Below are 14,628 nucleotides of genomic sequence, written 5' to 3'. Positions count from 1 at the left end.
CTGAAAAACGCCCCTCGGATCGTCAGGTGATCAAGGCCCCGACCATGGGAATCGAGGGCGCACGGGGCGTTCGGGGGGAGCGTATCGGGGGCGCATTCACGTCGCGGGCGCGGGGGCGCACGCGGGGGTGTACCGGGGTCCCGGCCTCGGCAACGGCACGCGCGCGTTGGCGCGTTGCGGTGTCTGTCAGGCGTTCTGCCTTCCGTCATGGGCGCGTTCTTCGTGGCAGCATGGTGAATCGGTTCGTACGGTGCACCGGTTGTCCACAGCCTGTGGAGGCGTCGATGCGGTGGTTGGTGGGTTGGAGCATGACCGCCGCGGGGTCAGCGCCGGGTTACGGCGATCCCTACGGCGGGTACGAGGGCGGCGGCGCCGTCGGCGCGGACGGCGAGGTCGTCCAGCCGGTCGGCTCGCAGCTCCTGTGGGGCGACCCCGATCCCCTGTGGGCCGTCGGCGACTGGCGGCCCGACGAGATCCGCGTCGTCCGTGTCGACGAGCGCACCAGGATCGCCGTCCTGGGCCTGTGCGGGGCCAGCGACGAGCAGTTGCGCATCGGCCTGCTGACGGCCCGTGGGGGCGCCCTGCGGCACCTCACCGCCTGGCCCGGCAGCTACACCGCCGTCGTCCAGGTCGACCGCCGCATCACCGTCTGCGGCGACCTCGCGGGCGCGCGCCCGGTCTTCCACACGCCGTGGGCGGGCGGTACGGCGTACGCGACCGCCGCGCTCCCGCTCGCCGACCTCGTCGAGGCCAACCTCGACTTCGGGCACCTCGCCGCGCTGCTCGCGGCGCCCGACGTACCGGCCGCCCTCCTCGATTCGACGCCCTACGACGGGGTGCGACGCGTGCCTCCGGGGCACGCGCTCGTCCTTCGCGCGGGCGCGCGGGAGGTCGCGAACTACGAACCCGTCGCGTCGCTCGCCGTCGCCGCCGCGTCCACCGATCCGGACAGCGCGATCGAGGGGGTGCGGGACGCGCTCGTCGAGGCCGTGCGTACGCGCCTGTCGGCGCCCCGGCATGTGCCTGACATGGATCCCGGTCCCGTTCCTGGCATGGGGCCCGCCGAGCGGCGTGCCGCGCGCGGGATGCCGGTGCCGGGGATCGGGGCGGACCTCACGGGCGGGCCGGCCTCGGGGACGCTCGCCCTGCTCGCCGCGGGGCTGCCCGGGATGCCGGGGACGGTCCTCGGTCACGGGACCGGCGCGGGGGAGCGGCTCCTCGCGGTCACCTTCAACGACCTCACCTCCCGGCGTCAGCAGGAGGAGTTGGAGCGGGCCGGTGAGCTCGCCGCCAACCCCCGTCTTCACCACGTCGTCGTCACCGGCGACGCCGAGATGCTCCCCTACGCGGCCCTGGACGGCCCCCTGACGGACGAACCCGGCCCCTCCCTCGTCCTGGCCGCCCGGCACCGTGCGCGGCTCGCAGCGGGCAGCGCGGACCACTTCACGGGGCACGGGGCCCGGCAGGCGCTGGACGCGCATCCCGCTCGCCTCGCCGATCTGCTGATGGACCGTAAGCGGCGTCATCTGGTCCGGCCCATGGCCGCGTTGACGAAGGCGGACGGGTCGGTGCTCGTCCCCGCGCGCGTGTACGGGGCTGCTCGGCGTCTGGCGCGGACTCCTTACGCCGCCGGGCTGGAGTCGTTGGCGGATCGGTTGCTGTCCCGGCGGTTCGAGGACACGCCCGGTGCCGTGGGGGCGTCCCTCGCCGCCCTCACCTGGGCCCCTGCCGGTCCCGCCGCTCGGTGGCTCACCGGTGAGGCGTTGGCTGAAGTATCGGTTCGCCTCCAGTCGTCGACGTCCCGTGCGGGGGCCGTCGGGCCCGGGCAGAGACCCGGCGACCATCGCGCGCGTGCGGCTCTCGCGCGGCATGCGGCCGACTTGCGGGTGCTGGAGCAGGCGACCGAGATCCGGTCCCAGCGGCTGCACGCTCCCTACCTCGACAACCAGGTGGTGCGCGCGTGCCAGGCGCTGCCGGAGACGCTTCGGGTTCAGCCGGGGGCTCGGGCGGCGATTCTGCGCCGGGTGCTGACGGCTTCCGGGGTGGGGGAGTTGCCGCCGGGGTGGGGGACCCCGACGCCGGGTTCCGCGACGGCGACTGCCCGTGCGGGGCTGCGGGCGGCTACGGGGAGCGTCCTGACGCTGTTCGAGACGCCGCTGTTGGCGGAGGCGGGGCTCGTGGAGGCGCGGGTGGTGCGGAAGGCGGTCCGGGCGGCGGCTGCGGGGGAGCCGTTGCCGTTGGCGGGGCTCGCGGACTTGGTGTCGCTGGAGCTGTGGCTGCGGAGGTTGCTGGCGCGGAGGGGGACGTGCTGGACGGGGACGCCGGCGCGGGCGCGTGCGGTGCCTGCGGGGATCGCGCCTCGGAGGGGGGCGTTGTCCTCGGGGGGGTGAGGGGGTACGACCAGCCACGACGCGCCCGCACCCCGCTCCCCACCCCTCCCGAACCCGGCCTCGTCAACGGCCCGCGTGAAACTGGAGCCCCTTGTACGGACGTTCACCCAGGAGCCCCCATGTGGTCCAGCGCCATAGCCGTGGCCGGCACTCTTCTCGGCGGTCTGCTCGCCGGGTTTCTGCAACAGCGAGGGGAGCGGGTGGCGAGGGCTGAGCGCAGGGAAGAGGCGTTGCGTGTGGCGTTGGGGGAGTTGGTCGCGGCGTTGGGGGATCACCGCAGAGCGCTCTGGCACCGGGAGGAACTGCGGTTGCAGGGAGCGTCGGAGGAGATACGCCAGTCCGCCAGAACCGCCTCCCACGCGACGCGTTCCGCACTGACGGCCCCCTTGGTCTCCGTATCCGTCCTGGAACCGTCCCTGGCCCAGCCCGCCCGTACGGCAGTACTCGCGGCGGTGGCCCTGCGCGACGTACCGGACCGGGAGACGCTGTCGGCGCGCAGGGAGACGGCGATCAAGGCGACGGACGACCTGGTCGCGGCGGCGGGGAGGACGCTGGCGGCGTGAGGCTCCCCGCGACCTCGCCGTCCCCTGCATCCGCCGATCCCCCCGCCAACTGACCGAAGTCATCGCCCCGAACCCCCCGCCGCGAAATCCCCCGCACCTTCCGAGCCCCAAGCCCGCAGCGCGTCGACAAGATCCGCCGGCAACCCGAGCCGGTCGTCGTCGAGGGGCACGCTGAACACGTAGCCGTCATCGAACTTCAACTCCCCGAAGTCCAGCACGCCCCACAGGGGAGACGCCCCGCCCCGGGCCCGTACGAGTACGTCCGCCCACTCGGTCATACGGCCTTTGTACCTCGGCCCACAGACGGGAGGCGGGTCTCGTCCTCCTCGGCCCGGTGGCGGAAAAGGGCTCAACGCGGTGCCTTTTCAGGCAAGTTCAGCGTCACCCAGACCACTTTCCCGACGCCGTCCCGAGGCCCGGTCCCCCACTCGGTCGCCAGCGCGTCGACCAGCACGAGCCCCCGCCCGCCCTCGTCCAACGCCCCGGCGCACCTCAACTCCGGCTGCCCCTCACTCGCGTTCGGCGACCTCGATCCGCAACTCCCGTTCGGTGAGGACGACTTCGGCGAGGATCTCCCGGCCGGGGAGGGTCTTGGCGTTCACGGCGTTGGTGACCAGCTCGCGGCGAAGGCCGGGGTGCTGGTGGCTGGTGGTGTGAGGGGGTGCGGTCTCGGTGGACATGGCTCATCTCCCGGGGAGCGAGTGACTGCACGTCAAGGTCTGTGTCACAGAGCCCTGTTGGGGAGGCGTGTGACTCGACTCAGGGTGCGGCTCCACTGATCGAGTACCGGGAGAAGGCGGGAAAGAGCCTCGACGACGCGGCGGAACGCATCGGCTGCCACCGCACGAAGATCAACCGCATCGAGAACGCTCGACCGGGCATCTCTCTCGGCGAGTTGCGCGACCTGCTGACCTGCTACGGAGTCACGGACGCGGCACAGGTCGACGAGATGGTGACGTTGGCGCAGCGGGTGCGGGAACCGGCGTGGATCAAGCGGGTGCTGGAGGCGCGGCGGTCCTTCGCGGACTTCCTCCACTACGAGACGACGGCCGAACGCATCCGTTCGTATCAGAGCCTCGTCGTCCTCCCCGGCACCCTCCCCGTCCGCGACAGCAAGACCCCGGACCGCACCCCCCTCCTCTTCACCCCCACCACCTGACCGCGTTCATCCGAACCCTCTGAACGCTCCCCCGCTCCAGATACCGCCGCCGGAGAGCCGGCACCTCCAGCGAGGAGGTGCCGGCTCTCCGATGCCTGTTCACCGGCGCCGGTGAGTGCCACGGCGGTCACGAGGCACAGCCGCCCCGCGTGCCGTCACACCACCGCCCGGGCTACGAGTTCTGCCGGCCGATCGACATGTCGCCCTTGCGCGGGGCCTTCACGATGATGGTCTTCGTCTTCTTGGTGCAGGGCGGTGCGTACCAGGTCTTCACCGAAGTGAGCCTCCAGCCCACCTGCCCGAGAACGGCTCGGTACGCCTTGTTGGTGCTGTTCGTGTCGGAGACCGTCTGAGATCCCGTCCACGTCCACGAGTTGCCGATCTTGACGTCGAACTTCACCTTGGCCTTCGCCACGATGATCCTGGCATCCGCCTCGACTCCACCGCTGAAGTCGAGCGTGAAGGTGTGGGAGCCCGACAGCATCCACGACACCGACTGCCGAGGCTGGAGCCACGCCGACTGCGGCTCGTCCTTGTCCGCCAGGAAGTACGGCTTCCCCTTCACCGTGTACTCCGGCGGCTGGTTCACCTCGGGGCAGACGGGACCCCGGAAGTCGTGCGGCTCCGGCTCGTCACCCGCGAACGCGAAATCGGTCTCGCCGTCGACACCGACGACAGTCCCGTCGTTCAGGACGATCTTCGTACCGGCGGCCGGTACAGGCTCGTCACCCGACTCGGCGGCGCCGGCGCCGGACGCCGCCAACAGCACGGTCGCAGCGGTCACGAGCGGAAGTGCGGTGCGCGTCAACGTGTATCTCATGGGTCCCCGTTTCGATGAAGCTGGTCACTTGCTCACAGGCGGCAGGGCAGGCGCACACCACCACGGCGCCTCGACGACGCTCCCCGGGTGGCATGTCCACGGCGTCTCCGCCTGCCTGTGATTGTTGGGTACGGCGGACCACATAAACCTCAGGAGTACCTCAGACTTCGGCCGGAAACGACAAGGCGGCCGGCTACGGCGAGGCCAAGTCCCTTTCCCTCACCGCGGATTCAGGATCACCCGCACCGGAACCGGGACTCCGCCCAGTCCACCAACGCCAGTTCGTCGAACCGCGTATACGGCTCCACCACCAGCCGAACCGTCTTCCGCCCGGTCAGATCCACATGCACCGGCACCGCCGGATCCCCGCCCTTGACCAACCCCGACCGCCACAGCCGGACCCCGTCCGCGTACACGGCGAAGTACGCCTGCCCCAGCCGCAGCGTCGTGTCGTCGATGCCGACCAGCGCGTCGTACGACGTACAGGTCCGGTTCAGGTCGATGGTGACGGAGGACCCCGCCCGCACGGTCACCCCGCTGTACGGCTGACCGGCGATGGAGAGGTTGTCCCGCTGCCAGACCCAGCTGCTCTCGAAGAGGCGGATCTCGGGGCCGGTGCCGTCACCGTTGGCGTTGTAGGCGAGTTCGTTGAGGGGATAGACGGCGGGCGGGGGAGGAGTCGGTGTGGGAGTGGGCGTGGGTGAAGGCTTGGCGCTCGGTGTCGGACTCGGCGCCGGAGGGCGCGGCACCACGGGAACCGGACTCGGTTTCACCGAAGGCTTCGCAGACGGCTTCGGGGAGGGCTTCACCGAAACGACCGGTGCGACCGGCGCGACCGGTGCGACCACCACCGGTGGCTTCTTGGACGGCGAAGGCGACGGCGCCACCTCCTCCCGGACCACCGGCGCGGAGGACGGCGCCGGAGCCGCGGGCGTCTTGGCCGGACTGTCGTTCCCCACCAGGGCGAGCGCGACGGCAGCGGCAGCCACCGCCACCACCCCCGCCGCGATCCCCGCCTTCACCGGCGCCCCGAGCCCCTCGGAAGCGGCGGCGCCACCCGACGCGGAACCCCCGTTGGCAGCGGCGGCGGCGCCACCGACACCGGCGGCCCCCGCCCCCACCCCGCCCGCGATGAGCGCAGCCGCCTTCGCGTACCCCGCGGCCCCGAACCACCCGATGACCGCGACCGGCACGACCGCCGGAATCCCGCTGGCGACTTCCTCGATCTGCAACGCCGCCAGCCGGCACTTCGCGCACTCCTCCAGATGCTTGCGCAACCCCCGCTCGGCCCGCGTCCGCAACCGCTTACGGGCGTACGTCCCGAGCTGATCGGCGTACTGACTGCACTCCTCGTCGGAGGTCAGCGTCGCCGACACGTGCGCCTGGAGATACGCCTGCTTGAGCCCCTCCCGGGCCCGGGAGGCCAGCACCCGCGTCCCGTTCGCGTCCAGCCCGAACAGCGTCGCGACCTCACTGGGCGACTCGTCCTCGACCTCGGTGTGCCACAGAACGGCCTGCCACCGCTCGGGCAACGACCGGAACGCCTGCATCGCCATGGACTGCTCGGCCTCGTGCATGGCCCGTACGTCGGCGCCGAGTTCAAGTGTGTCGTCGTCGCCCACCTCGGAGGCCCGCCCGGCCGCCTGAGTCGCGAACACCGCGAAATCGTCGACGAGTTGCTCCCGCTTCGCCGACTGGATCCACTGCGCCGCGACCCGCCGCACGGACGTCAGCAGATAGGCGCGTACGGCGTACTCGGGCCCCGACCCGCCCCGCACGGCCTGCAACATCCGCGCGAACACCTCGGCGGTGAGGTCGTCGGCGGTGTGCCCGTCCCGGCAGCAGGTGCGCGCATAGCGCCGTACGGCGTCGGCGTGCCGACGGTAGAGCTCCTCGTACGCCGAGTCGTCCCCGGCGCGCATGGAGGCGATCAGCTCGGTGTCGGCCGGAGGCAGCTCCCGGAGCGGCGGCAGCAGACTGTCGTCCCGCCGGTCGCGCTGCGGAGGAACCTGTGGCGCGTCGAGCTCGCCGGTGTCGCCGCCCTGCGACTCGTCCCGCCCGTCAACACTCATCGCGGAAAGCCCCCGCCGCCGACCAGTCCAGTCCCGAACACCGGCTCAGAGTGCCACACGCATTTCGCCCGACGCCCCCCACGAACGCCCCCTTCCACCCGTAAGTGCCCCCTTGCCGTTCCCTTGTACTAGAACTCACCCGGCGTGGGAATGCTCAACTACCGCAAGAAACACGGTAGTTACAGCGGACGGCTGTAACTCGGACGTTTGTTCGACAACTGGGGCGTCACCTTTTCGGGTCACAGCTCCCCGCCCCTTGAAGGAGCGGGGAGCTGTGTCGGTCTACCGCGACCGCAGCCCCTCCAGCAGGATGTCCAGCAACCGGGCCGAAGCCGCGGCCTGCTGCACCGCGTCCGGCAGGGACGGCGCCGCCGTGGCGATCACGAGCAGCACATCGGACACGGACACGTCCGCCCGCAGCTCCCCGGCCGCCCGAGCCCGGTCGACCAACTGCCCGACCACGTCGAGCAGCGCGGCCACGCCCGGATCATCCAGTGGCGACACGACCTCCGCCTCGGGAACGAGCCGCAGCTCCCCGCCACCCGGCTGGGACCGCTGCTGAGGCACACGTGCCTCCTCCTCGGCCACCCCCACCCGCAGCACCTGAGGCGGCAGCAGCCGCCCGGCCCCGGACGCGACGGACGTACGGAGGAAGCGGGACAGCGCCGACCACGGCTCGTCCTCCTGCCCGAGAGCGGTACGCGCCTGCTCGGTCAGCCGGGCCGTCTCCTCCTCGGCTATCCGCCGGACCAGCACGTCCTTGCTGGGGAAGCGCCGGTAGACGGTGCCCACCCCCACACGGGCCCGCCGGGCGACGTCCTCCATGGGAGCCCCGTAACCCAGCTCCCCGAACACCTCGCGCGCTGCCCGCAGCACGTGTTCGAGGTTGCGCTGTGCGTCCACACGCAACGGCGTCGTCCGCGAAGCGTCCCCGCGGCCGTTCCCCGTCGCGCTCATCATGGCGCCGCCCGCGAGAGCGGACGCCGTAGACCATTGCGAGTCCTGAATGTGCATCAATGATCCCCCGGTAAATGTCGTCTCCCCCCGGAGACTTTCTCCGCCATTGAATGCCGGAGCGTGTGGAACAGGGAGCAGCGCGCCCACCCCCGCGTGTCGCGGGTCCGGCGGCAGACTTCCCCCTTCGGGCTCTCCGGCCGGCGCGCCCCGCGCCCCACGGCGGACACGCACCGGACAGGCAGCCCTACACCCCGTCGTCACACGAACATAGTTGAGGGACGGTCAATTCAGAAGGGGCACGTTCCGCTCGGGGGACCGCCCGATCGGAGTACACGGGGTGCGCATCCCCGCCGCGCATCCCCGCACGCCCCGGCGTACCTGGCCTGACCTGCGCGCCTGGCGTACGTGCGGGTGGCCTGGCAGCCCCCGGCCACACCGGGGCGCCCGCCCCGCTGCGCGCCGGGACTGTGGACAAACTCCGGTGCCGGGTGCGTCATGGGGTGGTGAAGGAACGTGCGCGCATTCTCGTTGTCGGCGGCGGCTACGTCGGGATGTACACGGCACTGCGACTCCAGCGGAAGTTGAGGCATGAACTGAAGCGCGGGGCGGCCGAGATCACGGTCGTCACTCCCGACCCGTACATGACGTACCAGCCGTTCCTCCCGGAGGCCGCGGCCGGCTCCATCTCCCCGCGGCACGTCGTCGTCCCGCTGCGCCGCGTCCTGCCGCACTGCCGGATCGTCGTCGGCGAGGTCACGGCCGTAGACCACGGCGTACGCACCGCGACCCTGACCACCCTCGCCACGGCGGAAGAGGGCACCGGCCCCCGGCAGCTGGCGTACGACGAACTGGTCCTCGCGCTCGGCTCCGTCTCCCGCGCGCTGCCGATCCCCGGCCTCGCCGAGCACGCGATCGGCTTCAAGACCGTCGAGGAGGCCATCGGCCTGCGCAACCACGTCATCGAACAGATGGACATCGCGTCCTCGACCCGCGACCCGGCGGTCCGCGACGCGGCCCTGACGTTCGTCTTCGTCGGCGGCGGCTACGCGGGCGTGGAGGCCCTCGGCGAGCTGGAGGACATGGCCCGCTACGCCTCCCGCTCCTACCACAACGTCACCCCGGACGACATGAAGTGGATCCTCGTCGAGGCATCCGACCGCATCCTCCCCGAGGTCGGCCCCGACCTCGGCCGCTACACGATCAGCGAACTCCGCCGCCGCAACATCGACCTCCGCCTGAACACCCGCCTGGAGTCCTGCGTCCAGCGCATCGCCGTCCTCAGCGACGGCTCGCGCTTCCCCACCCGGACGATCGTCTGGACGGCCGGCGTCAAACCGCACCCCCTGCTCGCCGCGACCGACCTCCCCCTCACCGACCGGGGCCGCCTCAGGTGCACCCCGGAGCTGGGCATCGAGGGCACCGCGCACGCGTGGGCGGCCGGAGACGCCGCCGCCGTCCCCGACCTCACCGCCGCCCCCGGCACCCACACCGCCCCCAACGCCCAGCACGCGCTGCGCCAGGCGAAGGTCCTCGGCGACAACGTCGTACGCTCCCTGCGCGGCGAGCCCCTCCAGCAGTACGCGCACGCGTACGCCGGCTCGGTCGCCTCCCTCGGCTTCCACCAGGGCGTCGCGCAGGTGTACGGCCGCAAGCTCAAGGGGTACCCCGCGTGGTTCATGCACCGCGCCTACCACCTCAGCCGCGTCCCCACCTTCAACCGCAAGGCGCGCGTGCTGGCCGAGTGGACGCTCTCCGGGCTCTTCAAGCGGGAGATCGTCTCGCTGGGTTCCCTCGAACATCCGCGCGCGGAGTTCGAACTGGCCGCCGGTGGAAAGTCTTCCGATGAAAGGACCGGCCCGCCCGGGAATCCCGGTTCCCGGGGCGACGAGGACAACCCGAAGGAGTAGTCCTCCCCCGATCCAGGAACTCGGCCGAACGCCCCGGCGTCGAACGAATACCGGGCCCGACGCCCGCACTGCCACACTGCAACCCGACGACCCTCTTACCGCCCTCCTACCGACCTCAGCACCCCCGACCAAGGCAGCACACGGCGTGTCCCCGCCGCACGGCCGCCCCGGAGCCGGCCGACCACCACGACACGAGGCAAGGATTCGTGAACTTCACGCGCTGGAGCGCCCGGCTCCCCGGAACGCAGCGCCGCGCCGCCGCGCGGGCCGAGCACCCGCACGCCACCCCCGACCGGCGCGGCGAGGGCTCCGTCCCCGCGGCCCGCGCCGAACACCTCACCGACCCGGACGACACCCGGCCCGCCCAGGCCGTCGACGCGCTCCCCGTCCGTGAGGTCCTCGACCGGGTCCCCGCCCTGGTCGCCCTCGTCCACGGCCCCGACCACCGCCTCGCCTACGTCAACGACGCCTACGCCGCCGCCTTCGGCCCCCGCCCGCCCGGCGAACCCGCCGCCGACACCCTCCCCGAACTCTCCGAACTCGGCCTGCTCCCCCTCCTCGACCAGGCCCTGCGCAGCGGCCGGCCGCGCACCCTCAAGTCCCGCAAGGCCCCCGACGGCCGCTCCTACACGTTCACCTGCACGCCCGTCACCGAGGACGACGGCGGCGAGAAGGACGCCGTCCTCATCTTCGCCGTCGACGTCACCGACCACGCCGAGGCCGCCGAGCGCCTGCGCGCGAGCGAACGCCGCCAGCGCGAGACCGCCGTCACCCTCCAGCGCTCCCTCCTCCCCCAGGAGCTCGAACAACCCGACGACCTGCGCATCGCCGCCGTCTACCACCCCGGCGGCACGGAAGCGGCCGTCGGCGGCGACTGGTACGACGTCATCACCCTCGGCGGCGGCCGGACCGCCCTGGTCATCGGCGACGTGATGGGCCGGGGCGTACGCGCGGCGGCCGTCATGGGCCAGCTCCGCACGGCCGTCCGCGCGTACGCGCGCATGGACCTCCCCCCGCACGAGATCCTCCAGCTCCTCGACGGCCTCGCCTCCGAGATCGACGCCAACCAGATCGCCACCTGCGTCTACGCCGTCCACGACCCCAACGAGGGCCGCCTCGTGTACGCCTCCGCCGGCCACCTCCCGATCCTGGTCCGCGATGAGACGGGCGCGGTCCAACGCGCCCCCGAACCCACCGGCCCGCCCCTCGGCACGGGCGGCCTGATGCACGCGTCGTCCACGATCCCCCTGGGCCCCGGCTCCACGGCCGTCCTCTACACGGACGGCCTCGTCGAACGCCGGGACGCGGACCTGGACGAGGGCATCGAGGCCCTGGAACGCGCCCTGTCCGGAGCGACGGGCACCCCGCAGGTCGTCTGCGACCGCCTGGTCCGCTCGGCAGGCGTGACGGCCGACCACGACGACGACGTGGCTGTCCTCGTCCTCCAGCACCCCAGCCGTACGGGCCCGGAGGGCGAACTCTTCCGCAACGCGGCGCTGGAACTGCTGGGCGGCATCGAGGCGGCCCCGCGCGCGAGGGCGTTCGCCTCGGGCGTCCTCACCAGCTGGCGCTTCCCCCCGGACCTCCACGACCACGGAGTCCTGGCGGCCAGCGAGCTGGTCGCCAACTCCCTCCAGCACGGCACCCCACCCATGCGCCTGCGCCTGCGCCGCACCGACCGCCGCCTGATCATCGAGGTGACGGACGGGGACGACCACCTGCCCCGGCGTCGACAGGCCGACCCTGCCGACGAGTCGGGCCGGGGGATCGCGATCATCGCGACGATCGCCACGAGCTGGGGATCGCGGCGCACACCGGGAGGCGGCAAGGCGGTGTGGTGCGAGTTCGCGCTGCCGTAGACACGGAAAAGGGGGCCGTCGTAGCGGTACGACGACCCCCTGCGAGACGGCGGTTCAGGCGCTGACCGACTCCACCCGCGCCCCACCGCGCGCGACCACCCGGTTCCGGGCCAGCAGAGGCTGGTCCTGGACGGGGGTCAGCTGACGGCCCAGCCGCAGCGCGAGCCACGTGATGCCGAGCGAGAACAGCAGGAACGTCACGACGTACGGGGCGTGCAGCGACGCGCCCATCGGCCCGCCGACCGCCGGACCGATGGCCAGCGCGAGCTGCTTGACCAGAGCGAACGCCGAGTTGTACTGACCGGCCATGCCGGTGGGCGCGAGGTCCGCGACCAGGGGCGCGACCGTGGGGGCCAGCATCGACTCACCGAGCCCGAACAGCGCGTACGTCGACACGAACGCGGCCGTCGCGACCTCGGGGCTCGCGTGGCCCAGGCCCGCGAAACCGGCCACCGCCCAGGCGACGGCCCAGATCAGACCCACGGCCGCGATGACACGGGAGCGGCGGCGGCGTTCCACGAAACGCAGGATCGCGAATTGGGCGACGACGATCATCGCCGTGTTCGCCGCCAGCGCCGTACCGAGCGTGGACGGCGAGATACCGGCCGCCTCGACGCCGTACGCGCTCAGACCTGACTCGAACTGGCCGTAGCAGGCGAAGAAGAGGACGAAACCGAGCACCGAGAGCTGGACCATCGCACGGTTGGACAGCAGCTCGCGCCAGCCGGCCTTCGCGGAGCGCGGCGCGCCGGTGACCTGGGGGGCGTGCGGCACGCGGACCGTCGTCATCAGGACGACCAGCAGCAGGAACATCGCCGCCTCGATCGAGAACAGCAGCACGAACGACGACGCCTTCGACGTGTCGACGAGATGCCCGCCGATCAGACCGCCGACGCCGAGACCGAGGTTCTGAAGGAAGAACTGCGTCGCGAACGCCCTCGACCGCGTCTCCGATGTCGAGCAGTCCACGATCATCGTCGCCAGCGCGGGAGACATCACGGCCTGCCCGGCCCCGAGCAGGGCAGCGGCGGCGAGTACGGCGACGGCGCTCGCGGCGAGGCCCAGCGCGAGGGCGCCGAACGCGGCGGTGACCAGGGCGACGAGGAGCACCGGCAGCGGGCCGCGCCGGACGATGGCCCGCCCGGCGAACGGCAGCACGATCAGGGCGGCCACGGCGAAGACGGCGAGGACGAGCCCCGCGGTCATGGCGCCGAGTCCCCGCACCTGCGCCACATAGACGTACAGATAGGGGACGGTGAAGCCGAGCCCGAACGCGCTGAGTGCGTTGCCCACGTGGATCCGGCGCATCGCCGCGCCCTTCTCCCTGGTCACGTTCACCTCTCTCAGATGGTTGCTAGGTACAGCACTTAGCAACAAAGACTTCGAAGATAAAATTTCGAGTTAAACGGTACACCTCGAAGAACTTGAACGCCAACAGCCCCATGCCATACTGACCGGCATGGGCGACCACCCCGACACCCCCGGCGAACCGACTCTCGACGAGCAGATCGCCGCCTACCAGCGCGAGTTCCGCGACCTCGACCCCCAGGTCGAGAAGATCGTCTCGGCGCTGTCCCGGCTGAACCGCCGGATGAACGTCGCCTACGGCCGCCAGACCTCCGCACTCGGCATCTCCAACGCCGACTGGGAAGTCCTCAAGGCCCTCGTCCTGGCCGGCGCCCCCTACCGGCTCGGCCCCGGAGACATCGCCAAACGCCTCGGCCTCACGCCGGCCGCGATGACCCACCGGATCGACCGCATGGTGACCGAGGGGTACGTGACCCGGGCGCGCGACGAGTCCAACCGGGTCCGCGTCATCGTCGAGCTGACTCCCGAGGGGCGCGAGATGTGGCTGGAGGCCATGCGGCTCGCCTCCGTCTTCGAGGAGGACCTCCTCCAGGACCTCTCCCCGAAGGAGCGCACGACGCTGGGTGAGGTCCTGACCAGGCTGCTACGCCGGGTGGAGGACGCTCAGCCGGATGCCGGGGGCCGTCTCAGCGATCTTGACTAAAAGATCTTGACAGGAGCGCCTTGACAGGGGTCTGGGCGATCCGTAAGGTTCTTCGAGTTGCCACGGAGCCGTAACGGTTCTCCGGTAGCACTCCCGCCGCGCGAGCGGCACTCACACCATCAGCATGATCACTCCTGACGGAGCGAATTCAGCATGTCCGCATGCTCGAATTCAATTCGATTCGGGACTCGGTAGCCCGATTGGGAATCATCGAGCGGATCCGCTAAGGTTTGAGACGTCGGAACGGCCCAACAGCCGGGAAGACAACCCCCGCTGACTGGGAATCAGACGCCGAAAGGATCTGATAGAGTCGGAACCGCCGGAAAGGGAAACGCGAGAGCGAGAACCTGGAAAGCACCGAGGAAATCGGATCGGAAAAGGATCTGATAGAGTCGGAAACGCAAGACCGAAGGGAAAAGCCCGGAGGAAAGCCCGAGAGGGTGAGTACGAAGGAAGCGTCCGTTCCTTGAGAACTCAACAGCGTGCCAAAAATCAACGCCAGATTAGTTGATACCCCGTCCCCGGCCGATGGCCGAGGATGAGGTTCCTTTGAAACAAACACAGCGAGGACGCTGTGAACGGTCGGATCATTCCTCCGATCGTTCCGCTCTTCTGTGTTGTGCACCCGATAACGGGTAAACATTCACGGAGAGTTTGATCCTGGCTCAGGACGAACGCTGGCGGCGTGCTTAACACATGCAAGTCGAACGATGAAGCCCTTCGGGGTGGATTAGTGGCGAACGGGTGAGTAACACGTGGGCAATCTGCCCTTCACTCTGGGACAAGCCCTGGAAACGGGGTCTAATACCGGATATCACTTCTGCCTGCATGGGCGGGGGTCGAAAGCTCCGGCGGTGAAGGATGAGCCCGCGGCCTATCAGCTTGTTGGT

At 70.9% G+C, this 14,628-nt stretch carries 12 protein-coding genes and 1 rRNA gene (1 of these 13 only partly in view); 7 read left to right on the top strand and 6 right to left on the bottom strand.

Annotated elements, in window-relative coordinates:
- Window positions 1-284 precede the first annotated feature (284 nt).
- Window positions 285-2,390, top strand: a complete 2,106-nt coding sequence (locus ACQCO7_RS20240) for an asparagine synthase-related protein (RefSeq protein ID WP_464073189.1) — start codon at window positions 285-287, stop codon at window positions 2,388-2,390.
- 119 nt (window positions 2,391-2,509) lie between these two features.
- Entirely contained in the window at window positions 2,510-2,953 is a 444-nt protein-coding gene (locus ACQCO7_RS20235; protein WP_464073188.1) for a protein kilB, read from the top strand.
- A 59-nt stretch (window positions 2,954-3,012) separates the two neighbouring features.
- On the opposite strand, the gene ACQCO7_RS20230 is transcribed toward ACQCO7_RS20235, so the two are convergent.
- A complete protein-coding gene (locus tag ACQCO7_RS20230; protein WP_464073187.1) occupies window positions 3,013-3,231 on the bottom strand; it encodes a hypothetical protein in 219 nt (72 codons plus the stop codon).
- Between the two features lie 231 nt (window positions 3,232-3,462).
- Window positions 3,463-3,633 carry a hypothetical protein gene (locus ACQCO7_RS20225; RefSeq protein ID WP_464073186.1) on the bottom strand — a complete coding sequence of 57 codons (171 nt, stop codon included), beginning with the start codon at window positions 3,631-3,633 and terminating at the stop codon, window positions 3,463-3,465.
- 41 nt (window positions 3,634-3,674) lie between these two features.
- Between ACQCO7_RS20225 and ACQCO7_RS20220 the strand changes: the two genes are divergently transcribed.
- Complete coding sequence (locus tag ACQCO7_RS20220; protein WP_464073185.1) at window positions 3,675-4,112, top strand: helix-turn-helix domain-containing protein; 438 nt, start codon at window positions 3,675-3,677, stop codon at window positions 4,110-4,112.
- 172 nt (window positions 4,113-4,284) lie between these two features.
- Here the strand turns inward: ACQCO7_RS20220 and ACQCO7_RS20215 are convergent, their stop codons facing one another.
- The 3 genes from ACQCO7_RS20215 to ACQCO7_RS20205 form a co-directional block, all read right to left on the bottom strand.
- A complete protein-coding gene (locus ACQCO7_RS20215) occupies window positions 4,285-4,896 on the bottom strand; it encodes a hypothetical protein (protein ID WP_464073184.1) in 612 nt (203 codons plus the stop codon).
- Between the two features lie 272 nt (window positions 4,897-5,168).
- The gene (locus ACQCO7_RS20210; RefSeq protein WP_464073183.1) at window positions 5,169-7,004 is read right to left on the bottom strand and encodes a sigma-70 family RNA polymerase sigma factor; all 1,836 of its coding nucleotides are present in this window, start codon (window positions 7,002-7,004) and stop codon (window positions 5,169-5,171) included.
- Window positions 7,005-7,286: 282 nt separating this feature from the next.
- On the bottom strand, window positions 7,287-8,018 hold the full coding sequence (locus ACQCO7_RS20205; protein ID WP_464073182.1) for a TetR/AcrR family transcriptional regulator: 732 nt from the start codon (window positions 8,016-8,018) through the stop codon (window positions 7,287-7,289).
- Between the two features lie 443 nt (window positions 8,019-8,461).
- Between ACQCO7_RS20205 and ACQCO7_RS20200 the strand changes: the two genes are divergently transcribed.
- The gene (locus tag ACQCO7_RS20200) at window positions 8,462-9,868 is read left to right on the top strand and encodes an NAD(P)/FAD-dependent oxidoreductase (RefSeq protein ID WP_464073181.1); all 1,407 of its coding nucleotides are present in this window, start codon (window positions 8,462-8,464) and stop codon (window positions 9,866-9,868) included.
- Window positions 9,869-10,074: 206 nt separating this feature from the next.
- Window positions 10,075-11,727 (top strand): ATP-binding SpoIIE family protein phosphatase, encoded by a 1,653-nt coding sequence (locus tag ACQCO7_RS20195; RefSeq protein WP_464073180.1) that lies wholly within the window; start codon window positions 10,075-10,077, stop codon window positions 11,725-11,727.
- 54 nt (window positions 11,728-11,781) lie between these two features.
- On the opposite strand, the gene ACQCO7_RS20190 is transcribed toward ACQCO7_RS20195, so the two are convergent.
- Window positions 11,782-13,035 carry an MFS transporter gene (locus tag ACQCO7_RS20190; protein WP_464077246.1) on the bottom strand — a complete coding sequence of 418 codons (1,254 nt, stop codon included), beginning with the start codon at window positions 13,033-13,035 and terminating at the stop codon, window positions 11,782-11,784.
- A 151-nt stretch (window positions 13,036-13,186) separates the two neighbouring features.
- On the opposite strand from ACQCO7_RS20190, the gene ACQCO7_RS20185 reads away from it, so the two are divergent.
- Both ACQCO7_RS20185 and ACQCO7_RS20180 read left to right on the top strand, forming a co-directional pair.
- Entirely contained in the window at window positions 13,187-13,738 is a 552-nt protein-coding gene (locus tag ACQCO7_RS20185; protein ID WP_010352027.1) for a MarR family winged helix-turn-helix transcriptional regulator, read from the top strand.
- Between the two features lie 642 nt (window positions 13,739-14,380).
- A 16S ribosomal RNA gene (locus ACQCO7_RS20180) occupies window positions 14,381-14,628 on the top strand; it runs 1,279 nt beyond the window's last position.

The sequence above is a fragment of the Streptomyces saintjeani genome (assembly GCF_055409605.1).
The sequence above is the reverse complement of the archived record's forward strand: the minus strand, read 5'-3'. Positions and strand labels throughout refer to the sequence as shown.